The 21,202-nt window shown below is 47.4% G+C and carries 21 protein-coding genes; 7 read left to right on the forward strand and 14 right to left on the reverse strand.

The genetic code is table 11. The annotated features are described in order from the left end of the window. Positions 1 to 151: 151 nt before the first annotated feature. The 6 genes from RN22_RS19960 to RN22_RS19985 form a co-directional block, all read right to left on the reverse strand. The gene (locus tag RN22_RS19960) at positions 152 to 946 is read right to left on the reverse strand and encodes a phosphodiesterase (RefSeq protein WP_046307098.1); all 795 of its coding nucleotides are present in this window, start codon (positions 944 to 946) and stop codon (positions 152 to 154) included. Positions 947 to 956: 10 nt separating this feature from the next. Next, positions 957 to 1,766, reverse strand: coding sequence for a carbohydrate ABC transporter permease (locus tag RN22_RS19965; RefSeq protein WP_002538860.1), 810 nt, complete (start codon positions 1,764 to 1,766; stop codon positions 957 to 959). Then, positions 1,763 to 2,656, reverse strand: coding sequence for a carbohydrate ABC transporter permease (locus RN22_RS19970; RefSeq protein ID WP_002538861.1), 894 nt, complete (start codon positions 2,654 to 2,656; stop codon positions 1,763 to 1,765). The genes RN22_RS19965 and RN22_RS19970 overlap by 4 nt, the downstream gene beginning before the upstream one ends. 55 nt (positions 2,657 to 2,711) lie before the next feature. After that, positions 2,712 to 3,977, reverse strand: coding sequence for an ABC transporter substrate-binding protein (locus RN22_RS19975; RefSeq protein ID WP_046307100.1), 1,266 nt, complete (start codon positions 3,975 to 3,977; stop codon positions 2,712 to 2,714). 77 nt (positions 3,978 to 4,054) lie between these two features. Further along, positions 4,055 to 5,071: an ABC transporter ATP-binding protein gene (locus RN22_RS19980; RefSeq protein WP_002538863.1), complete on the reverse strand. Its 1,017-nt coding sequence runs from the start codon at positions 5,069 to 5,071 to the stop codon at positions 4,055 to 4,057. After that, a complete protein-coding gene (locus tag RN22_RS19985) occupies positions 5,068 to 5,865 on the reverse strand; it encodes a DeoR/GlpR family DNA-binding transcription regulator (protein ID WP_002538865.1) in 798 nt (265 codons plus the stop codon). The genes RN22_RS19980 and RN22_RS19985 overlap by 4 nt, the downstream gene beginning before the upstream one ends. Before the next feature lie 210 nt (positions 5,866 to 6,075). On the opposite strand from RN22_RS19985, the gene RN22_RS19990 reads away from it, so the two are divergent. Together RN22_RS19990 and RN22_RS19995 are read left to right on the forward strand one after the other, a co-directional pair. Next, positions 6,076 to 7,779 carry a Na/Pi cotransporter family protein gene (locus RN22_RS19990; RefSeq protein ID WP_046307102.1) on the forward strand — a complete coding sequence of 568 codons (1,704 nt, stop codon included), beginning with the start codon at positions 6,076 to 6,078 and terminating at the stop codon, positions 7,777 to 7,779. Positions 7,780 to 7,810: 31 nt separating this feature from the next. Further along, positions 7,811 to 8,404 (forward strand): histidine phosphatase family protein, encoded by a 594-nt coding sequence (locus RN22_RS19995; RefSeq protein WP_046307104.1) that lies wholly within the window; start codon positions 7,811 to 7,813, stop codon positions 8,402 to 8,404. Here the strand turns inward: RN22_RS19995 and RN22_RS20000 are convergent. From RN22_RS20000 to nrfB, 6 genes are all read right to left on the reverse strand, one after another. Continuing rightward, positions 8,401 to 8,850: a cytochrome c-type biogenesis protein CcmH gene (locus tag RN22_RS20000; protein WP_046307107.1), complete on the reverse strand. Its 450-nt coding sequence runs from the start codon at positions 8,848 to 8,850 to the stop codon at positions 8,401 to 8,403. The two genes, RN22_RS19995 and RN22_RS20000, sit on opposite strands and share 4 nt — an antisense overlap. Beyond that, positions 8,851 to 9,396 carry a DsbE family thiol:disulfide interchange protein gene (locus RN22_RS20005; protein ID WP_046307109.1) on the reverse strand — a complete coding sequence of 182 codons (546 nt, stop codon included), beginning with the start codon at positions 9,394 to 9,396 and terminating at the stop codon, positions 8,851 to 8,853. Next, complete coding sequence (locus RN22_RS20010; protein WP_046307111.1) at positions 9,386 to 11,326, reverse strand: heme lyase CcmF/NrfE family subunit; 1,941 nt, start codon at positions 11,324 to 11,326, stop codon at positions 9,386 to 9,388. Before RN22_RS20010 ends, RN22_RS20005 begins: the two co-directional genes overlap by 11 nt. A 72-nt stretch (positions 11,327 to 11,398) precedes the next feature. After that, positions 11,399 to 12,364: a cytochrome c nitrite reductase subunit NrfD gene (gene nrfD, locus RN22_RS20015; protein WP_046307112.1), complete on the reverse strand. Its 966-nt coding sequence runs from the start codon at positions 12,362 to 12,364 to the stop codon at positions 11,399 to 11,401. Next, entirely contained in the window at positions 12,361 to 13,050 is a 690-nt protein-coding gene (gene nrfC, locus RN22_RS20020; protein ID WP_046307114.1) for a cytochrome c nitrite reductase Fe-S protein, read from the reverse strand. The genes nrfD and nrfC overlap by 4 nt, the downstream gene beginning before the upstream one ends. Then, on the reverse strand, positions 13,047 to 13,649 hold the full coding sequence (gene nrfB / locus RN22_RS20025; RefSeq protein WP_046307116.1) for a cytochrome c nitrite reductase pentaheme subunit: 603 nt from the start codon (positions 13,647 to 13,649) through the stop codon (positions 13,047 to 13,049). Before nrfB ends, nrfC begins: the two co-directional genes overlap by 4 nt. Positions 13,650 to 14,141: 492 nt before the next feature. On the opposite strand from nrfB, the gene nrfA reads away from it, so the two are divergent. After that, positions 14,142 to 15,545 (forward strand): ammonia-forming nitrite reductase cytochrome c552 subunit, encoded by a 1,404-nt coding sequence (nrfA, locus tag RN22_RS20030; RefSeq protein WP_046307135.1) that lies wholly within the window; start codon positions 14,142 to 14,144, stop codon positions 15,543 to 15,545. A gap of 334 nt (positions 15,546 to 15,879) precedes the next feature. Beyond that, positions 15,880 to 16,809 carry an arginase gene (gene rocF, locus RN22_RS20035; protein ID WP_046307118.1) on the forward strand — a complete coding sequence of 310 codons (930 nt, stop codon included), beginning with the start codon at positions 15,880 to 15,882 and terminating at the stop codon, positions 16,807 to 16,809. Here rocF and RN22_RS20040 read toward each other — a convergent pair. Further along, a complete protein-coding gene (locus RN22_RS20040) occupies positions 16,802 to 17,329 on the reverse strand; it encodes a nitrite reductase (protein WP_156168241.1) in 528 nt (175 codons plus the stop codon). The two genes, rocF and RN22_RS20040, sit on opposite strands and share 8 nt — an antisense overlap. Positions 17,330 to 17,629: 300 nt before the next feature. Between RN22_RS20040 and RN22_RS25490 the strand changes: the two genes are divergently transcribed. The 3 genes from RN22_RS25490 (at position 17,630) to RN22_RS20055 (ending at position 19,958) form a co-directional block, all read left to right on the forward strand. Next, entirely contained in the window at positions 17,630 to 17,833 is a 204-nt protein-coding gene (locus tag RN22_RS25490) for a hypothetical protein (RefSeq protein WP_231590938.1), read from the forward strand. A 76-nt stretch (positions 17,834 to 17,909) separates the two neighbouring features. Continuing rightward, positions 17,910 to 18,527 (forward strand): HAD family phosphatase, encoded by a 618-nt coding sequence (locus RN22_RS20050; protein ID WP_046307122.1) that lies wholly within the window; start codon positions 17,910 to 17,912, stop codon positions 18,525 to 18,527. Between the two features lie 621 nt (positions 18,528 to 19,148). Continuing rightward, on the forward strand, positions 19,149 to 19,958 hold the full coding sequence (locus RN22_RS20055) for a DUF1796 family putative cysteine peptidase (protein WP_046307123.1): 810 nt from the start codon (positions 19,149 to 19,151) through the stop codon (positions 19,956 to 19,958). A 63-nt stretch (positions 19,959 to 20,021) separates the two neighbouring features. On the opposite strand, the gene RN22_RS20060 is transcribed toward RN22_RS20055, so the two are convergent. Next, positions 20,022 to 21,155 (reverse strand): DUF5666 domain-containing protein, encoded by a 1,134-nt coding sequence (locus tag RN22_RS20060; protein WP_046307125.1) that lies wholly within the window; start codon positions 21,153 to 21,155, stop codon positions 20,022 to 20,024. Between the last annotated feature and the right edge of the window lie 47 nt (positions 21,156 to 21,202).

Here is a 21,202-nt window from a genome sequence, read left to right on the forward strand (position 1 = left end):
AAATTTTTCAACGCAGTTATTGAGCATTTTAACAAGCTAGGATGAGCAGATATTTACTACGATTGGTATAAGTTCTATCAACGGGATAGCACGCTAAAACTGGTTTGTCACCGCTTTAGCGTGAGAGTTGAGGGCTTTGTACGAGAGTGGTTCAAAAAGGATAAAGTTGGCCAGAAGAAGTCAGTGGAAGATAGGTGCTACGGAAGCCCTTATTCCACTCATGCAACATATAGCCGCCGGGATCCTGAGTAAAACCGACGGGCGCATCACTTCGATGATCCGTCAAAAAGGAACTGGCTGTTGCGGGAGAGGACAAGACCGTGGCTCCACCTATTGTGCTTACAATACTGTTATGGAGATGACCGCAGATAATCCGCACTTCACGGGGTGATTTCTCCAGAATCTCTGCCATTCCATCTGCGCCTTCCAGACCAATGGCATCCATAAACTGAATACCGGATGCAAAAGGAGGATGATGCATGGCGATCAAAGCGGGTTTATCCGGGTGATTTGTCAATGCATGTTCCAGAAAAGCCAAAGCAGTGGGAGATAAACGACCACCGCCTTGACCCGGAATCACGGTATCCAGACCGATGATGTCGAGGTCTGGGAAGTGTTTCACCCAGTTGATTTCTTCACTGGTCGCAGGTTTCAGATTCTCAAAGCAGTGATGCATAGAAGAGCGAAGATCATGGTTACCGGGTATAACGAAATAGGGAATGCCCAAACGCCTTATTACAGCCTTGAAAGCGTCGTAGCTCTCGACGTCGCCGTGGTCGGTGATATCGCCAGTCACGATGATGGCATCGACGTGTCCAAGCTTCTCTAAATCCTGCTCAATCTTAGTGATGGCATCTTCAAACAAGGCCAGCGTGTCGAGCACGCCGGAAACCTTGTTGGGAGGGCAGACAACGTGCGTGTCTGTCAGCTGTATGATTCGTGTCATAGCGGCCTCCTTACTTGATACCTGCACGCAAGAACGCTTGCACGAACTGACGTTGGAAGATCAAGAACGCGATCAGTAGCGGGGCTATCGACATCATGGTGGCGGCGGATATCACGGAAATATCTACGCCGTTTTCCGGCGCACCGAATATCGACAAACCCACGGTGAGTGGTCGGGTATCGTCAGAGTTAGTCACAATCAAGGGCCACAGGAAGTTGTTCCAATGGGTCGAGACAGAAACTAGTGCATACGCGAGATAAGTCGGCTTTGCGAGCGGCACATAGACTTTCATCAAAATGCCAAACAGCGAACACCCTTCGACGCTGGCAGCTTCATGCAACTCATAAGGCACCGATTTAAAGGATTGGCGCATCAGGAAAATACCGAATGCGCTGGCCATGTAAGGCATACCGACACCCAAGATAGTGTCGAACAGACCAAGTTTGGATGTCACTGCGTAGTTTTCGACGATCAATACTTCAGGAAGAATGAACAGTTGCAGCAAGACCAGAATGAAAACGAAGTCCTTACCCGGAAATGACACCTGTGCAAACGCAAAGCCCGCCAGCGTTGTAATGATGAATTGCCCAATCAAAACCACGGTCACCAAACAGAAGGTATTGATGAAGTACTGAATCCACGGCGCACCTTCCCAAGCGACGCGGAAGTTATCGAGTGTCCAACCCGAGAGTAGGTTGAAATTTACCGCGTCTGATGTGGTGTGGAATGCAGCCCAGAAGGCAAACACTAAGGGTGATATCCAAATGACGGCCAGTAGGAGCGCACCAAAGGTATCGAGATACTTTTCGATAAATTTCATTGATAGTGCGTCCTTTTATCCAGATAAGTGAACTGAATCGCTGCTGCAATCCCAAGTACTATCAGCACCAGCACTGTCATGGCAGCGGCATGGGGCGCATCGAAAAAGGCGAATGCCATTTCCCAGATGTAGTAGAGGATCAGCTTAGACGCGTCGGACGGCCCACCTTTTGTCAGAATGAACAAGTGGTCAATCAACTTCACCGAGTTAATCATTGCGTTGACCACAATAAACAGGGTGGTTGGCATCAGTAGTGGCAACACAATGCGGCGCGTGTAAGTCCAGCGACTGGTGCCTTCGATATCTGCGGCTTCTTTGTAATCTGCAGGGATGGTCTGCAAAGCAGCGAGATAGAAAATCATGAAGAATCCCGCTTCTTTCCAGATGGTGACGATAATCACGGCCCAAAGTGCGGTTTCAGGTCTGCCCAACCAATTGACTGATTCAAAGCCAAACAGCGCGCCGATTTGGTCAAGTACACCTAAATCTGGTGTGTAGAAGAACAACCAAAGGTTCGCAGCAGCAATCATGGGTAGCACAGTCGGCGTGAAATATGCGGTGCGGACAAAGCCCTTGGCTGATATTTTTGAGTTAGCCCAAAGCGCCATAATCAGTGCGATAGCGATCGACGCCGGAATGGTAATCGCGGCATAGAAAAGGTTGTTTTCGACGACGATCCAAAAGGTCGGATCGTTAAACAGATCCGAATAGTTTTCCAGCCCGGTAAATTCTGAAGGGCGACGACGCGTTCCTTTGGAAAATAGACTTTCCCACAGGGTAGCTACCGAAGGGTAGAACGCGAAAAGCGTAAGTAAAATGGCAGCGGGAGTCAGCAGAAGCCAGCCATACATGTGCTGTCTGCGGCGCTCCATTTCAGCGTAATGATTCATAGTACTGCTCAACTTCCAGAGAGTCCCCCACCTGAGTCAGGTGGGGGAGACGTGCTTATTGATAATCGCGCAGGAGACGTTTTGCGGATTTCTGAGCTTCTTCAAGCGCAGCTTCAGGCGTTTTCTGGTCGGTCAGGGCAAACTGAATTGCGTTATTCAAACCTTCACGGACACGCGCTGTTTCGTAAGTGGAGAACTCAGCAACCGCATGCTCAAGTTGGTTACGCGCAACCAATGCTGGTGGGAACGCTGCTGTGTATTCTTGCAGCGCTTCGGTTTCGTATGCGCCTTTTGACACTCCCATGTAACCGGTCGCAATTGACCATCTTGCGGCTTGCTCTGGTGAAGTCATGAACTTGATGAGCTTCATGGATGCGGCTTTTTCTTCGTCAGAAGTGTCTTTAAAGATGTAGAAGTTGCCGCCACCGGTTGGAGAGCCTAAACGAACATTGCCTGGCAGCATAGCAACGCCAAAGTCGAACTTCGCGGCCTTTTTTACTGCCGTCAGGTTACCGGTTGAATGCCACATCATTGCGGTATTGCCCTCAAGGAAAGCTTGGCGAAGTGTGCCCCATTCAACAGTGCCTGTTGGCATCACACCATGCTCCTGAGAAAGAGACTTCCAGAATTTCAGTGTTTCAACCACAGCTGGATCATCGAAGTAGGTGGTGAGGCCATCATCAGACATCAGCTTTTTGCCATTTTGAATCGCCAGAGCCTGGAACATCCAGTATGGGTAGCCAGTGGACGGGATCATGATGCCGTAAGTGTCATCGTTAGTGAGCTTTTTGCTCACTTCAACCAACTCATCCCAGGTAGTCGGCGGCTTTTCTGGATCAAGACCCGCGGCACGGAACATATCTTTGTTGTAATAAGCAACAATGGTAGAGCGCTGGAATGGAATACCCCAGGTTTTGCCTTCCGCCTGACCGTTTTCCATCAGCGCAGGGTAGAAATCTGCCAACCAAGCTTTGTCGGCGTCACCTTGCATCAGGTCATCAAACGGTGAGATCAAATCTTGCTCAATCAAGTCGTACACATCGATAGAAAACATAACGGCCAACTGTGCAGGCTCGCCAGAGTTCAGTGCGGACAGTGCGCGCACACGGGTGTCATCGTAGTTACCAGAGTAGATAGCGTTAACCTTGATATCTGGGTTTTGCGCTTCAAAGTCATCAACAATGCCGTCAACCACTTTTGTTAGCGCGCCACCCACTGCGATTGGGTAGTACATGTTCAGTTCTGTTGCCGCCATTGCTGACTGCGAAGCGAGAGTAAACGCACCGGCAAAGGCACAACTCATTAACTTTGAGAACTTCATAGTTTCACCATTGGTTACGTATTTAATTTCGGAATCAGCTTTCTGTTTGGTGTTGAGAAAAGCTGTTCCACTCCTTGTTAATTGATTCTTTTTCCATCACCGTCAAAGAAGTGCAGGGCACTGTCCTCAAAGGTTATGTCTACGGTGCTTCCTTCCTCCAATGACGAGTAGCCATGAAGTTTAACCACCAAGCCTTTGGCTTTGGGGTGATCAAGCAGCACATGGGTTTCATCACCCAGATATTCGCTTTCAGAAACGGTGCAACTGATTCGGCCTTGGCCCGCCTCCACTAACTCCACGTCTTCGGTACGCAAGCCAACTTTGTGCGCGTGCTCAGTGCCAGGGATAACGTCGCCGTCGATCAATGCCATCGGTGGGGCACCAATAAATTCAGCCGCAAAGGTATTTTGAGGTATGTTGTAGAGTTCCTGCGGCGTACCTGCCTGCATGATGTGACCGTCTTTCATCAGAATGATCAGATCAGCCATACTCATGGCTTCCGTTTGGTCGTGGGTGACGTACACCACAGTCATGCCCAGATCTTTCTGGAGTTTTTTGATGTCTTTTCGCACAGAGTGACGGAGCTTGGCATCCAGGTTGGAGAGGGGCTCATCCATCAGACAAAGGGGTTGGCCTGCAACAATTGCACGCGCGAGAGCGACACGCTGGCGCTGCCCGCCGGAAAGTTCGCCGGGTTTGCGCTCTTCATAGCCAAGGAGACCCGTAATACGCAGGGCGTTCTCAAGTTTCTTCAATCGTTCATCTTTGGGGACCTTGCGCACTTTCATACCGAACATGACGTTCTCTGCGACAGACAGGTGAGGGAAGAGCGCATAAGACTGGAATACCATGGAGAGATTTCGCGCTGAAGGTGCCATTTCAGTCACGTCAGTGCCTTCGATTCGAATGGCTCCTTCATCGGGTATCTCCAAGCCTGCCAGCAATCGCAACGTGGTAGATTTGCCGCAGCCAGAAGGCCCCAGCAGGGCAACGAATGCGCCTTCTGGGATATCGATAGAAATGTTTTCAACACCAAGTTGTCCGTTCCATCTTTTTGCAATGTTGTCGAACGAAACAAAGGGTTCTGTGTTCATGAAGCGTCGCCTCCCACTAACTTCAAACGGTCTCCGACACGGTCACTCAGCGCTGAAAAGTCATCGCCGGGGTGTTGGTCCATGATGATCAAATCCACGTCGAAAATACTCCCGCCAATGGCAGGGGCTGTTCGCGTCAACTTAGTACTGTCCATGACTAAAATGGACGTTTTGCAATGGGTGCGAATGGCTTCGCGAACCCTGACTTCAGAGGCATGGAAATCCAACATGCCTCCGTCTTCTGAAACGCCGGCTACGCCAAAAATGCCGTACTCAGCGCGATAACTGTTGAAAAACTCAAGCACGCCGTCACCGAGCACATCCCTATCTGGCATGCGTACTTCTCCACCGGGAATGATGATGCGGTTGCTTGGCTCGTTGCTCAGCACCATGGCGGCATTGAGATTATTGGTCATCACCGTTAAGCCAGATTTTGCAGTCAGTGCTTCGGCCACAATGGCTGGCGTTGAACCGATAGAAATAAACACCGTCGCGCCATCAGGAATGACATCAGCTACCGCTTTAGCAATAGCGCGTTTCTCAGTTGGATTTGTTGCAGCGCGAAGATCATAAGGCGCGTTCAACTGCTCTTCGAAACACTCCACGCCCCCGTGACGACGGCGGAGTAAATTGTCGCTACACAACTGATTGAGATCCCGCCGCACGGTTTGGGATGACACACCCAACATTTCTGTGAGTAATTCGACAGATACATTGCCGCGCGCTTGTGTCAGTTCGATGATCTTTTCGCGTCGAATCTCTGTTTTCGATTTGAGTTTGGTTGCTACCGTCATAACTGCTCACATCTCCACTTTCATTTCAATCTAAGATCAAATTTAACAAATTGCCAACATAAAATGAGCATACGAACATCAAAATGTTCATTTGTTGATCAAATGCGCAATATTGATTACCTTATTAATAAGCGAATGCTCAAGATGTATGGGTGTAGAGGTGAAAGCGAGAAGTGAGAACACGCGCGTCATGCGCTAGGTGATATAAGAATGACAGGAACATCTGTATTAATTAATTTGTTGGGAGGCGTGGCACTGCTGCTGTTTGGTCTTGCGCTAGTCAAAGAGCATATATTGAAAACCTTTGGCGGAAAAATTCGTCGAAGTTTAGGACGATCTGCGTTTAACCGCTGGCGTGGTTTTGGTGTCGGACTTGGTGTGACATGTCTACTGCAAAGCAGTACAGCCACTGCGCTACTGGCCAGTTCGCTCGGTAGCCAAGGGTTAGCTACAGCAAGCGGTTTGGCGATTTTACTTGGCGCGGATGTCGGTACCACTTTTGTGGCTAAACTTCTGACATTCGATTTGAGTTGGCTTCAGCCTGTTCTGTTGTTTGTTGGTTTTATTGTCATGTCTTCAGGTAAGAAGGATAAAACCAAGCATATTGGCCGAATCATGATTGGCCTAGGCATCATGCTGCTTGCGTTGAAAATCATCGTTTCAACGTCTGTCCCTATGCGCGACTCTGTGGCCATTCGATCTTTGATGGGTGCGTTAAGTGATGAGCCTATGTTGGCTGTTATCGTTGGTATGTGTATTGCGTTTCTGGTGCATTCGAGTCTTGCAACCGTTTTGCTCATTGTGGCAATGGCAGGTTCTGGTGTGATTACCCTGCAAGGAGGAATGGCACTGATTTTGGGGGCAAACCTAGGTGCCGCTCTGCCAGCGGTGATGAATACGGTCAATGCAACGCCGGAAATTCGACGGGTACCTCTGGGGAATCTCGGCTTTCGTGCTGTCGGTGTCGTGATTACCTTACCTTTGCTGGACGTCTTGAGTTCAACAGCCTTGTTTGCGTCTAATGAGCCCGCAGTGGTGCTCGTTAACTTCCACCTTTTTTTCAACATCATGTTGGCGATAACATTTTTGCCCTTGGTGACGCCTTGCGCGCGTTTACTTGAAAAATGGGTGCCAGCGAATACCTTGGATAAGGCAGATAACAAACCCCGTTATCTGGACAGAAAAGCTTTTCGCACGCCTTCTGTGGCACTGTCTAATACTGTGCGTGAAGTGCTGAGAATGGGGGACTTGCTGAGAGGTATGCTGGATGGTGCTTTTGAGGCGTTGAACACCCGCAACTCTGCACAGTTACAGCATATTAAGCGTTCGGATGATTTGGTCGATGAGTATTACGAGAAGATAAATCTCTATTTAACGGAGCTCAGCCGTCAGGATATTCCTAAGAAGTATCGCCGCCGTTGCTATCGCATTTCGTCTTACACGACAAACTTGGAACATGCCGGTGACATTCTTGAGTACAGCATGACAGAAGTTATCAATAAGATTATCCAACAAAATATTCTGTTGCCTGATTATGAGCGCAAAGCGATTGATGAACTGAAGAACTGCATTTACCGTAATATGGAACTCGCCTTCAGCGTGCTACTCACTGGTGATGTGAACAATGCGCGTGCGTTAATTGAACAGAAGAGCGTAGTAAAAAACATTGAGCGCGAGGCAATACTGGCTCATCAAAAAGGCCTACGCGATCAGACGATTACCGTTGTTGCTGGTAGCTCTTTGTATTTGGATTTATTGAGAGATTTAATCCGTATCAACTCTCACTTTACGTCTATTGCGTACCCTATTTTGGATCAAGCGGGCGAGTTAAGAGCCAGCAGATTGAAAAGTACCCAAGCGGAACCGTCAAACAGTGCGGAACCAACGATTAATAGCAATGAATCTCCAACGTAAGGTTGCTTGAGTTTTCACTAAGGAAGGAAGAATGACCGTTTTCAAGAATACTTACCTCATCATGCGCCATGGACAGAGTGAAGCAAATGTGGCTGATATCGTGGTCAGTGACCCAGAGATTGGTTGCTTAAATTACGGGTTATCACCACTTGGCCAAAGTCAGGCGAAGGAATCTGCAATAGGATACGGTGGCCAGCCGATAGATGTGATTATTTGTTCTGACTTCAAGCGCACGAAAGAAACGGCAGGTATTGTGGCGAGTGTTCTTTCACTTCCGGATCCGATCGAAGACATTAGACTTCGCGAACGCTTTTTTGGTGAGTGGGAGGGGCATTCGTCTTCTGCCTATGAAAATGTTTGGGCGAAAGATCTTCAGGACTCTAACCAAAGCTTTAATGGTGTTGAGAGCACAATGAGCGTGCGAAACCGCTCAGTAAGCTTAATAACAGATCTGGAAACCCAATATGAGAACAAGGTGATTCTTCTGGTCGCCCACGGTGACATTTTGCAGATCATGAAGTCTGCTTTTCATGGTATTGAACCTGGCCAACACCGCTCGTTGCCGCATCATGAAACAGGTGAGATGAAACTGTTGACCTCCATGGGTGAGGAATGTTCTTTTTAAGGCTGACTGTCTTTCTGCAGCCATTTTGCTTTCCTGAAAATTACAAGTGAAAGTGCGGCCAAAATAAATAAAGGCCCTAGCCATAAAAGGGCTGTGTGGCTATTGAAAGGGGGCTGGTAATGCACCATGTCCCCAAAACGGTATGTCATATATTCCACAATCTGTTTCTCAGAGGTACCGGCTTCCACTTGTTCGTAAACCTTCAAAAGTAAGTCCTGTGCAACGGGGGAGTTGGACTCAATTAGATTTTGATTCTGACATTGAGGGCACCTCAGTTCTTTCCCTAGCTTTAATGCCAGGCGCTGGTTTTCTAAGGAGGAAAACTGAAATGTTTCAGCATTCTGCTGGCGGGGTTGTGTTTCCACCATTGCTGATGAATGCGCGCTAAAGGATAAGAGAGCAAAGCCACTCAGAAGCCATAAGACAAAGAAGTATCCCTTTCGCATTTACGACCCTTCCTTTTTACTGGTGATATCATCAATACGTGGCTGGAATTCACGTTGCCAGATGCCTTCATCCAAAATCCCAATGTGGCGAAACATCAGTGTACCTTCTCGGTCAATCAAATAGGTTTCAGGCGTAACGATGCTGCCAAGTTCAAGAGCCAGTGAGCCTTGGGGATCATAAATGACAGTTTGATAGGGGTCACCAGTCTCTTTGAGCACTGAGATAGCGGCATTTTTTTTATCGCGATAGTTGAGACCAACTATCGGAATGCCGGCTGATTTCAGGCTCATCAAATAGGGGTGTTCGGCCTTGCATGAAGAACACCAGGACGCCCATATATTCAAAAGTAGCCAATCATTTTGGAAAAGCGTTTGATCGACCGATTCACCAGAGCGCAATGAGGTGAGCAAGAATTGTGGTACGGGTTTCCCTTTCATCGCAAACGGCGGATTGTTGTTCGGGTCTTCACTGTGTTGAAGGCCCCAGAATAAGGCTGTGCTGAGCGCGAATCCTCCGATAAGAGGTAGTAAAAGCTTATACTTCATAGTGTTTGTATTGTTTAGCTGGATTGGTTCGATTAGCCGCGGGAGAGGTTGGCATAAGCTTTCTCAATGCCCCTAAAAATCCCGCCAGCATCATGATAAAACCACCTACCCAGAGCAAGTGGACAAAGGGTTTTATTTGAATCCTCACAGCGTAGGTGTTTGCATCAAACTTACTGCCAAGAGTTACATACACATCACTGAGTACATCGCGGAGCACACCAGCCTCAGACATATTCATGGTGCGCACCGTGTAATGACGTTTTTCGGGTTTCACATGGCCAATGACCGAACCATTTTTTCTGACTTCCATAGTAATACGTTCAGCCGTGTAATTAGGCCCGATATGCCATGAACTTCCCTGATGGATTAATGAATATGTGCCAAGGACAACCGTTGAACCCCGTGTCATTTTCAGACTGGTTTCATTGCTGAATCCTGAGAGTAATGTTGCGCCTAAAAGGGTCACCGCTAAGCCTGTGTGCCCAAGAACCATAACCCATGTTCTTAGCGTTTTAGCCTGTGTCGTTATCGCGGTGGCACCTGAAATCAACAGGACGAAACCAGCCAGAATGGCGAAAAATACCAGCACAGAAAAAGGGATTTGGTAAAAACGTGATAAGGCATAGTTTGTGGCCAATGCTATCAGTGATGCAATGAGCAACAGTGCAATCTGTCTTGGTAAGGATAGGCGTTGTACTGTGCTATAAGCAGCGGAGAAAGCAACTATGATAGCCAAAGGTGCGAAGAGAGAATTGAAGTAAGGGGCACCTACTGACAAGGTACCTAAACCCATCGCGGCGTACACCATTGGATAAAAAGTACCGAGCATAACTATCAGCATCATGGATGACAGCAATCCTGCAGAAATAGTCATCCATAAGGCTAAGGTGTTGCCACCCATATTTACTGAGCTATCTTTGGCAAGGTGAGCGCCTCTTAATGCGAACAGAAAGAGGGAAGGAATCAGCAGTATGGTCAAAATGAGCAATAGTCCACTACCACGCATTGGATCAGACGCAAAGGCATGGACAGACGTCAATACACCGGAGCGCACAATGAAGGTACCCAAAATGCTCAGTGCAAATGTGATGATGGCAAGAAGCAGCGACCAACTGACCAGTTTGTTGTTTCGCTCTGTGGCAATAAGGCAGTGAATGAGCGCCGTAGCAGTCAGCCAGGGTAGAAGGGAGGCATTTTCAACGGGGTCCCAGAACCACCATCCTCCCCATCCTAGTTCGTGATAAGCCCACCAGGAACCGATACCGATACCCACAGTGAGAAACGCCCAGGTCATTAGTGTCCACTGGCGGCATTGACCTACCCATACTTTTGCAGGTGATCGAGTCAGTAAAGCAGCTATAGCGAAGGCAAAAGGCACGGCAAATCCGATATAACCCATATACAGTAACGGTGGATGCAGGATGAGGCCGATATCCTGGAGCATCGGGTTTAGGTCACGTCCTTCAAGCGGAGAAGGAATTTGGCGTAAAAACGGATTGGATAGCCATAGGCAATAAATGCCCAGCAACAAGACGGTGGTGCTCAATACAAAACGGGTTGCGTTGGCGTAGTCGGCGGGCAAGCGTTTGTCCTTTGAAACCAGTGATGACCAGCCAGATAACGCCAATACCATAAATAGGAATGAGCCTTCATGGCCTCCCCATACAGCAGCAATTTTGAAGGCTATGGGTAACGCGCTGTTCGAATGTTGCGCGACGTAACGCACAGAAAAATCGTCCAGATAAAAGCATGCAGCCAATATGAAGGTGGCCATTAAAATAGCGGAAAAGCCGATGCTAAGTAATTGGGGAACCAAATTTGAAAGGCCGGTCACCGGCGTTTTCAACATGCTGCAACCGGAAAGCAAACTGGCAACCATGGTGGAGGCGATGCCGAGAATAAGAAGAATGTGACCGATTTCAGCAAGCATAGGGAAATTTTCTTCATCGTTGGAACAAGAAATGCCTTACCCACCGAGAGGGAGTGGGTAAGGCGGTATCGACTACACGGTTGTCATTTGTCCCGCGTAGAGGATAAAGGTACGAAGCATTAATACACCTATCAGGCTCAAGGTGGTGACCATCGCCAGAAAACTGGTACGGTGTTTAACTTCGGCAGGGCTGACGGCATTTAGCGTCAGTGGAACAATCATGCCAAGGCCAATCACACCAAACCAGAACCAGTTAGACCAGAATCCTCCGCCAATAGCTGCAAGCACAGCCACTTCTTTCTGACCGCCGCCAAAGTAAAGGCCAGAGAAGAAGGCAAACAACACAAATAGTTCAAACAGCACGACCGGACGTTCAAAACGGTGGATCCAGCTGACAGAAGGACTACTCATTGGCTCCTTAAAGCCGACCACGCCCACAAGTAAACATGCGGCAGCGCCCGAGGACAGGCTGGAAAATAGGAACAGAATCGGTAGCACGGGGTTGTTGAGTAGCGGATAGGTTTTCAGTGCAGAGAGCAAGAAGCCCGTATAAGCAGCGAGAATAACCGCCAGAATCGCCAGCGTGACTTCAAGTCCATTTTCAAAGCGTTTACACGCATTCAGAATGGCACTCGCGCCGGGGATTTTTTTATTCAGCGAACCCATGACACGTTGAATATCTTCGATGAAGATTCCTGCCAGCCATGCGAACAGCACCGCCATATAGATCTGGAACAAAATGACACCCATCGACATGACTGACGTTGGGTTGTAATAAATCATTATTTTCCAGAACTCGAGCGGTTTGGTCAGGTGAAAAACAAGGATCAACAGGCCGACAATAATGCCCATTGGGGCGAGAATAGCAGTGGCACGGATGATACCGTTTTTGGACGCATCGCCTTCGATGACGTTGCGTTTAAGGTACACCGAAATCATGGCCGCACCCGCTGACATACCAGCCAGGAATAGGTAAACCGCGATAATCCAATCCCAGACCAGAGAGTCAAAATAAAAGGCTTGTTCTATGGTACTCATCCTTTAATCTCCCCTGCGTTGTGCGGCACTTTGTAGAGCTGTGGTGCCGTGCCAAGGTGCGCTTTGTCACGATAGACAGTCTTTTGTTCCAGCAATTGTGAAACCTTGCTTTGTGGGTCGTTTAAATCGCCGAACGTCAGTGCTTTAGTCGGACAAGACTCGACACAAGCGGGTTCCTTGCCTTCAGCAAGGTTGGTGTGACGGCAGAAATCACACTTATCCGCCGCTTTCGTTTCCGGATGGAAGAAACGAACCTGATAAGGACAGGCAGCAAGGCAGTAACCGCAGCCGACACATTTATCCGCGATGACATCAACAATGCCGGTTTCCGGATCTTTAACTGCAGCGCCAGTAGGACATACATAGACGCATGGTGCGTTTTCGCAGTGCTGGCAGGAAACGCGGGTGAAACCATACTTTACGTTTGGATATTCACCGACGGGTTCGGTACGGATAATCTCAAGGCGGGATACACCTTCAGGAACCTTGTTCACGGTACGACATGCGTCGGTGCAGGCAGTACAGCCAATGCAAAGCCCTTCATCATGGACCATGCCATAACGTTTGTTTTGTACTTCTTCGCTTGCGGCTAAGACCGGACGACTGATCACCTGAGTACCCGCTACACCGGTGGTGAAAATAACAGCGCCTGCGCTGGTAAGGAATTGGCGTCTTGAACAACTCATTCTTCTTCCTCCCGCGCTTTTGTCTGGTCGGAATGGCAATCCACGCAGGTTTGGATTTTGTCTTTGCGCGTAATGCCTTTCATAGGATCTTTCTGCGGATGGACGTCATGGCATGATGAACAGGTAAGGTCGCGAGCGTGAACGTCGTGCGTCCAGTTGGCTTCTCGCAAATCGGTGGGTTCATGGCACGTTTCACACTGCGCGTTTTGTTGAGTGATCCACTCAATGGAGGCAGCAGAAATATCGGTTCCCTTGACTGACTGAGAATGATCGAATTTCACCACATCTTCCGCGCCGTCTCGGTGTTTTTCCGTTACACCTGTGTGGCAGTCAATACAGGTCATATTGCGGTTGGTTTTAGGATTGATGGCCTCACCGTGTGCGCCGGAGAGTTTGTTTTTCTCGTCCTTATGGCATTGGGTACAGGCATAGTCTGGGTTTCTTTGAAACGTGGCCTGAAACTGCGGTTGGTAAGCCTTTTCACCGGATGGCGCGGGATTCCCTTCGCCTGCAGTGGCAACGTGCATCGATATGCCCCAAAGGCAAAGCGCAGCAATGATGGTTGCGCTCCAAAAAGGGCTGGCTTTGAGATTGCTCATTGTTCACCTTTAACAGCCATTTCGCTGAAGGTTCACACCTTTGGCCTGGCTGTATTGTCAGAATTACGCGATCTGTCAGGGGCTGGAAAAGCCTTCTAACATTCCCATTAAACTCTGAGAGCACCTTGCACACAGCCACAACGCCGAGTAGGGATATTAGATGATATTCATGGTGCTATTTAAAGAAACCGACCTCTCGGAAGTCACAAACTGTCAAACTAAATGCAACTTTAATGACGCACGTCAATTTTGCGCCTTAAGCGAAAATCATTCTCATTTATCGGGTGGTTAAGTAGTCTGAATAAGTGTGACAGTAACCCAAATAATCGCCAATTAACCCATAATTTATATGGTTTTTAAGTAACATATATCTTGCTCCGATAGCATTATCTGCACACCCGAAATCACAACGCCGGTTGGACGATAATTCAAAATATTGGAGGCAATGCTGTGAGCATTCAGTCGGCAATTCGAACCTTTTCCGCCCGCTTTATGGGGGCGGCGCTAGGTATCTCTATTCTTGGGTATTCCCATACTGTGATGGCAGATACCACTTCTACAGACGTAAAACGCGTTGAGGCGCGCAATGACGTTTATCAATCCGTTTTTCCAGAACAATATGACTCTTGGAAAGCAACCAGTGAAAGCCAACACCTGGAAGACGCACTTGCGGAAGACCCAAACATGGTGATCATGTGGGCGGGTTATGGCTTTGCCAAAGACTACAACAAAGCGCGTGGGCACTTTTATGCACTTGATGATGTGCGCAACACTTTACGAACCGGCGCACCGAAAGATGACCAATCAGGGCCTATGCCTATGGCATGTTGGAGCTGTAAAAGTCCGGACGTAGCCCGAGTTATCGATGAGCGTGGCGAAGATGGTTATTTCGATGGTAAATGGTCCCGTCTCGGTAGTGAAATCAGCAATACGATCGGGTGTGCTGACTGTCATGACACCAAGAGTGAAGCGTTTGACCGTGGTGAGCCTGCTTTGAAGCTGTCCCGTCCTTACGCTGATCGTGCAATGAATGTCATTCATCAACCTTTCGAAGACCAGACCCGTTTCACTCAGCAGGCGCAGGTGTGCGGACAGTGCCACGTTGAATACTATTTCTCTGGTCCAACGAAAGCGGTGACATTCCCTTGGGCGCAAGGGACGAATGTTGACCAGATGGAAGCATACTTTGATGCGTTGGGCTTTAAAGACTGGACTCACAAGCTTTCTAAAGCACCAATGCTGAAAGCCCAACACCCAGAGTATGAAACCTGGCGCGATGGTATTCATGGTAAAAACGATGTCGGTTGTATCGACTGTCACATGCCTAAGGTACAAACAGCGGAAGGGAAGGTGTATACCAGCCACAAAATTGGCAATCCATTTGACCAGTTTGAAAATACTTGTGCGCAGTGCCATACCCAAAGCAAAGAAACCATGCAGGAAATTGTCTCTACCCGTAAAGCCCAGGTTCTTAATATGAAGCTGACAGCGGAAAAGCACATTGTGGCAGCGCATTTTGAAGCGGCGGCCGCTTGGGAAGCGGGGGCAACTGAAGCTGAAATGGCATCTATCCTTCAGGATATCCGACATGCTCAGTGGCGTTGGGATTACGCAATTGCTTCTCACGGAGTCCACATGCATGCACCGGAAGTGGCGCTAAAAGTATTGGGTACAGCCGTTGACCGTGCTGCTGATGCCCGTACCAAGCTGGCGCGTCTATTAGCGACCAAAGGTATGACTGAACCAGTTCAGATCCCTGATATATCAACCAAAGAGAAGGCTCAAGCTGTATTGGGTATGGATATGGAAACCATGAATATTGAAAAAGCAGACTTCCTGAAAACTGTGATTCCGCAGTGGGAAGATGACGCGAAAAAACGTGAAGCATCATACTGACTAATACTCCACTGAAGAGGGGCCGGTTAATACTGGCTCCTTTATTCTTTTCACCGTAAACCCTCACGACTAAATAACCAAAACTGTTGATAGTTCAAGACGGTACGTCATGTGTCTGTAGCGAGAACATCGTATCACTATTGCTAGCAGTTATTTCTTCTTCGATTTCTTTCCTGTCTCCTACTTATACTCAAAATATTGTCGTGTTAAATAAATGTTATGCGCGGATGGTTGGCCACTAACAACCCAATCTTTCATCGCAGGTAATCAATACTCTTCGAAGGAGTGACTTAACGCTCCTCATTTCAATACGATCGCTTCGAGGTTCTCCCTTATGAAAGAAAATGGACTATCAAAATCAATTCAAATCATCGGTGTTCCCGTCGATTTGGGGGCATCACGCAGGGGGACGGATGGTGGTGTTTCTGCCGTTCGCATCGCTGGCTTAGGTGAGAAACTAAAAAAATTAGGTTATGGCGTCGCAGAAGAGGTGGATGTTGCAGTCCCTTCCAAGGAATCAAGACCTTCTGAATCGCAGGGTAACATGCGTTTTCGAAGCGAAATCCTACAAGTGTGTCGTGATCTGGCTGTTGTCACGCGAAACACACTTGAAAACGGCAACATTCCAATGGTTGTTGGGGGAGATCACTCCTTAGCGATAGGCTCGATATCAGGCATTGCCGATTATTACCAAAAGCAGAACCAAGATCTTGGATTGGTGTGGTTTGATGCCCATGCTGATATGAACATTCCAGGTATATCCCCATCGGGCAATATTCACGGTATGCCTCTCTCGCACTTGATGGGTTACGGTGATAAAGACTTCACTAGCATCCTGAGTGACAATCCAAAAATTAAGCCTGAAAACGTGGCGCTGGTGGGTGTTAGGGATATAGATGAAAAAGAACGCGAGTTGATCCGGCAGTCCGGTGTGAAGGTCTACAGCATGCGCGATATCGATGAGATGGGCATGAGCCGTGTCGCCGACGAAGTCATAGAAATCGTGACTAAAGGGACGGTTGGATTTCATGTCAGCTTCGATGTAGATGGCTGCGACCCAGAAGTGATGCCCGGTTCAGGCACCTTAGTTCCAGGCGGTGTGTCTTACCGGGAAGCCCACTTGCTATTGGAAAAATGCGCAGAGACCAGATTGATGACCTCTATGGATTTAGTTGAGCTCAATCCTTTCCTGGATAAAGGTAATATCTCTGCCGAACGCGCAGTGTCTTTGGTACTCAGTGCGTTTGGTCAAAGTGTTATTTGATCATTCGCTTCGCTTGATTTATTGACGCGATAACGGCGGCGCGATCGGTATCTGGGTGATTGGCATCGAGGATGATTGTCCAGTGCTTAATCGCCGATGCATATTGCGCCGACAGGAAGTACTCTGACGCCAAAAGCATGTTTGCGGCTGCGTTATCTGGCTGAATAGATATTGCATCATTCAGCCAGCGTTCAACACTTTGATCAAATAGCTGACCGTTGGCGTAGTACTTTGCGGTAGCCTGCGCGGCAAACACATCCGCAGAAGGTGATTCTGATAATCTTTCGGCATAGTGATAAACCAGCGCCGCGTTCTTGAACTCCCCGCGAGACATATATTCATTACCAAGCTCAAACCACAAATGCCCGTTTTGGGTATCCGCTTTAATTTGCTTCTGCAACCGTTCGAGCCTCGGCGTGATATTTGTAGTGGTGCCAAGTTCAGTAGTGGTTTGTTCCTTCACAATCAAAAGTGAAGGTTCCCCCAGCTTTGTATAAACCAGCGTAGTGGTGGATAACACTAACAATCCAACGAAAGCCGGCGCTATAAATGAAAACTTCTCAAATAGTGTCATCAAGTTATCTTGTAATGCCCTGATCTTTCACTATCTTCGCTACATTCCAGCACAGGTTCAATGCGCTGCCTCAAGTTCTGCTTAATCACATTGCCGCCCAATCTGTGCAGGCGGGCGCACTTTCAGTGATCTCTTGACCTTTGAAATCTGGGTAACTTTGAAGACCACAACGGTTTTGATGGTGCGATCGTTGGTCACCGCGCGCACAACTATCATTTCGAATTTACCCATCATCGGGGCGCTCAGGTGGGTAAAGCGCCAACCCAGGACAATTTGCTGGTGTTCTATTTCACTGATGATGAAGCGTGGGAGAGTAATTGTCATAACATGCTGAAAGCGGGTTTTAAACAGGTGGCTTCTTACAACGATTACTGGGACGTTTCGGGCAGAACATTTGAAGACCTGGACGGATATCGTGTAGTGCTACAAAATCGAGAGTGGTCTGTGTAACAAGTGCCATTTTCGCCTGATACTCTTCTGAAAATACGCTATGTTGATGACTTAGCAGAAAAAAGAGGAGTAGGGTATGGAGAACAGAAACGTTCGACATGTCGTGTTTGATGTAGGCAATGTAATTGTGCGTTGGTCACCATTGGAAATTGTCAGGCTGACTTTCGGGAATAAAATAGAACACGAATCTATCGCCAGAGAGATTTTTCAAAACGACATCTGGATGGACTTAAACAAAGGCTTGATGACGGAAGAGGAAGCCAAAAAACGCTACCAATCCGAAATGGGTTTCTCGCCAGACACCACAAACAAGCTCTTCTACTACGTGAAGCAATCCCTTATCCCTTTATATGGTTCATATGAGCTAATTAGACGCGTGAAACAGGCTGGCTATGGCCTATACGCTTTAACCGATAATGTGCACGAAATCGTTGCCTTCCTCAAAGAAACCAAGCACTTCTGGCCATTGTTTGACGGAGAAATTGTGTCAGCAGAAGTTGGCCTACTCAAACCCCAGCCTGAAATCTATCAGGCGCTTTTGACCCGCTATGATTTGAATGCAGCAGAGACCGTTTTCCTTGATGATATGCCTCATAACGTTAAAGGCGCTCAAGACGTTGGCATCGCAGCAATTCAATTTGAAAACGCAGAGCAAGCTGAAACCGAGTTGAAGCAGTTGGGGTTGGTGTTTTAGTGGACTTTCGTTGTTGCCCCCCTTGGTATGGACCGCCTCACTAAGGTACTTTTTCAATACTTCCAAGTGATTCTGGTAGGTATGATAATCGAAGGAGGGAAAATGAGAGAAAGCTCTAGGCTAGTTTATGTATACGGCGTTCGGCTAATGGGTTTTAAAACTAGGCTTCCCTTAATTCCTTCGTAAGTCAAAATTCAAAAATAACGTCTTATCAAATTTTGTTTTTACCAAGTTTACTATCAGGTTGATGATGGTTTAGTTGCATATATCATTTTTGTGAAAGTTAATGAATAACTAAGGGTGCTCATAAACTGTGACGGTCATTTAATACACAAGGTGATAAAAATATGGATAATTCATGCCCAAGCTCTAACTTATCAATATGCTGGTGGTAATCCTCATCGACTTCGGCTTTATTTTTACGTAAAAAACGGCGGCTTTAGACGCTGGCTTTAAGCCTCTTGTTACGAAAAAGCACTAAGATATATCTAGGGTCACGATAGATGACCTTTTCGAAAGTGCTCTATACCCAAACAATCTGAAGATGCTCGAATTCAGGTTGTTTGGATATATTAGAGGTTTCAATAATAAAACAAAGGTTATTCTATTCAGGAGAGATAAGTGCTCAGTAAAATTAAGAGCCAACTGGCAAATCTCATCCATGGCGACGACAGCGACAGAGATTTTACCTCGGCACGGTCTAGCCAGGAGGTCTATCAGACGATTCATGAAGCAGGAAAAGCGAAGGCAGAATTGTCTGAGTTTATAGGAAACCCTACTGGAGAAACAAAGTTCGTATCACTGGGAGAAAATTGCAGCTCCGCATGGTATCTCAAGCAAGTAGGACTCAAGGATGCTTCTTATCCATTTGACTGGGTATTCAGTTCCCCAGATATCATATTGGATTGCTTAGAAGATGGTTTTAGTAAGTATTTGGACAGGGATTTAATCGTTCCCAAACGAGGGAAGGGTTCTGCAGGACACTCTCACTATCATGATGACTTATTTAATCACCGCAATCCTTTGGCCAGTGAAGCCAATTATGATTACCTCAAAAGGTGTTGTGAAAGGCTTAGTACCTTGGTGGCGTCTCAGCAGCCAAGTTGCTACCTCATCACCTTGATCAATGAGCCAGATAAAAGGGTTAATTGGGCTAAGGGTTTCGATAAACAATTTGTGATGCCAAAGGATCAAGGCTTGGAGTCGGTCGCTAAGCTGAAAGACTACCTAAAAGCAAAAAACCAGAATACTAAGTTTGTCGTTGTTGACCATTACACGGAGCGTGAAAATTCAGTTGAATATGAAAAAGTTGATGATGATGTTTTCTTTATTCGATTCGATGCACAAGGTAAAAGTACCGGTGTTCTTTATGAAAATGCGTTTGATGACTTTTGCTTTAAGCTGATCATGACAGGCTTATACGGGAAATAACGCCAAAATAAAATTGGGTATAAACGAAAAGGGTTGGCGCTAGCCAACCCTTTCTGTTGATATTCAGTCTTCTCGTTCAATTTCGCGGGCGACGTACTTGTTACCAACAATAATACCTTCGACTTCCACTTTCTCGCCGAGGAGTGAATCAAAGGTCAGGTCGTCTTCGTATTCGGTGTTGGCATCAGTAGAAACCGTTTTTCCATTGATGGTGAAAGCTTCTGATTCCGCATCGATGTCAGTGACGTAGCCTTCTACTTCAAATTCAAAATCTTTCCAGTCGACATCAAAGTCAAAATCATCATCAAACTCAATTTCTTTTGCGATAGTGCGGTGCGCCTGATTGACGTATTCCACCTCGATTTCAACGCCAGGGCGCAGGTCGTTCTTGGTGCCATCCTCAAACTTGGTCGACGGGGGAATGTCGAAAATACCGCGGTAGTTCAACTCAAAACGGCTTTTGTCGTTGGCAACCCAAGTGACCACGCCTTCTACCTCTCCACGGCCTAAGACACCGTTGAATGCTTTGATATTGATCTTTTCAGCAGACAGGGTGCTGTCTGATTCATTGAAGCGACCAAACACTTCAACCCAAGCGCCATCACGAAGTTTGTGTGATGGATTGATCAGGTTTTGGTCAAACCATACTTTCAACGATGGGCCAATTTGGAAAGAGTTATTGTTGAAATCAACGTTTGAGATTCGGCCTTCCGCTTCAACCATTCCGTTTGCATCGTATTCAAACTGAATAACGCTCAGCACTTTATAACCGGCATTTGCAGTAGGTAAAGTCGATACCATCACCCAATCGCCTTCCTTGATGCGGTTTGATAAGCGATCAAACTGCAGTGCTACGCCATTAACTTTGAAGGTACTGCCACTGATATCTGTGATTTTTCCGGTGAACGTCGGGTCAAGTTCCACGTTTGCACTGTCTTGCGCGCGGGTCGAAGTATTCAGCGCAACCATCATTTCAGGTGCCAGCACGTCGGTTTCGAGAGTGTGTCCCTGATAGTTCAGCGCTGAGACCTGATACTGTCGCCCATTCACACTGATGGTAGATTGAGTGTGGTTAACAGCGTCTATTTTTCCTTCTACCGATGTGGGTGAAGTCGACGTGTCATTACTGCTGGAACTTCCACCGCCACAAGCCGTCAAAGCTAGAGCAAGTGCAGGAAATAGTGCTAAACGTTTCATTAAAATGCCTTTGATAACCAGATAGTGTCTGCTGGCGCGGAATCTAG

The organism is Grimontia sp. AD028 (assembly GCF_000973155.1).
Lineage (GTDB): Bacteria > Pseudomonadota > Gammaproteobacteria > Enterobacterales > Vibrionaceae > Enterovibrio > Enterovibrio indicus.

Excerpts from the sequence above, each read along its gene's own strand:
- nrfA (WP_046307135.1), top strand. The coding sequence starts at position 14,142 with ATGGGGGCGGCGCTAGGTATCTCTATTCTTGGGTATTCCCATACTGTG.
- nrfB (WP_046307116.1), bottom strand. The coding sequence starts at position 13,649 with ATGAGCAATCTCAAAGCCAGCCCTTTTTGGAGCGCAACCATCATTGCT.
- RN22_RS19990 (WP_046307102.1), top strand. The coding sequence starts at position 6,076 with ATGACAGGAACATCTGTATTAATTAATTTGTTGGGAGGCGTGGCACTG.
- RN22_RS20060 (WP_046307125.1), bottom strand. The coding sequence starts at position 21,155 with ATGAAACGTTTAGCACTATTTCCTGCACTTGCTCTAGCTTTGACGGCT.
- rocF (WP_046307118.1), top strand. The coding sequence starts at position 15,880 with ATGAAAGAAAATGGACTATCAAAATCAATTCAAATCATCGGTGTTCCC.
- RN22_RS19985 (WP_002538865.1), bottom strand. The coding sequence starts at position 5,865 with ATGACGGTAGCAACCAAACTCAAATCGAAAACAGAGATTCGACGCGAA.
- RN22_RS20000 (WP_046307107.1), bottom strand. The coding sequence starts at position 8,850 with ATGCGAAAGGGATACTTCTTTGTCTTATGGCTTCTGAGTGGCTTTGCT.
- RN22_RS19980 (WP_002538863.1), bottom strand. The coding sequence starts at position 5,071 with ATGAACACAGAACCCTTTGTTTCGTTCGACAACATTGCAAAAAGATGG.
- RN22_RS20005 (WP_046307109.1), bottom strand. The coding sequence starts at position 9,396 with ATGAAGTATAAGCTTTTACTACCTCTTATCGGAGGATTCGCGCTCAGC.
- RN22_RS19995 (WP_046307104.1), top strand. The coding sequence starts at position 7,811 with ATGACCGTTTTCAAGAATACTTACCTCATCATGCGCCATGGACAGAGT.
- RN22_RS19970 (WP_002538861.1), bottom strand. The coding sequence starts at position 2,656 with ATGAATCATTACGCTGAAATGGAGCGCCGCAGACAGCACATGTATGGC.
- nrfD (WP_046307112.1), bottom strand. The coding sequence starts at position 12,364 with ATGAGTACCATAGAACAAGCCTTTTATTTTGACTCTCTGGTCTGGGAT.
- RN22_RS20010 (WP_046307111.1), bottom strand. The coding sequence starts at position 11,326 with ATGCTTGCTGAAATCGGTCACATTCTTCTTATTCTCGGCATCGCCTCC.
- RN22_RS20050 (WP_046307122.1), top strand. The coding sequence starts at position 17,910 with ATGGAGAACAGAAACGTTCGACATGTCGTGTTTGATGTAGGCAATGTA.
- RN22_RS19960 (WP_046307098.1), bottom strand. The coding sequence starts at position 946 with ATGACACGAATCATACAGCTGACAGACACGCACGTTGTCTGCCCTCCC.
- RN22_RS19975 (WP_046307100.1), bottom strand. The coding sequence starts at position 3,977 with ATGAAGTTCTCAAAGTTAATGAGTTGTGCCTTTGCCGGTGCGTTTACT.
- RN22_RS19965 (WP_002538860.1), bottom strand. The coding sequence starts at position 1,766 with ATGAAATTTATCGAAAAGTATCTCGATACCTTTGGTGCGCTCCTACTG.
- nrfC (WP_046307114.1), bottom strand. The coding sequence starts at position 13,050 with ATGAGTTGTTCAAGACGCCAATTCCTTACCAGCGCAGGCGCTGTTATT.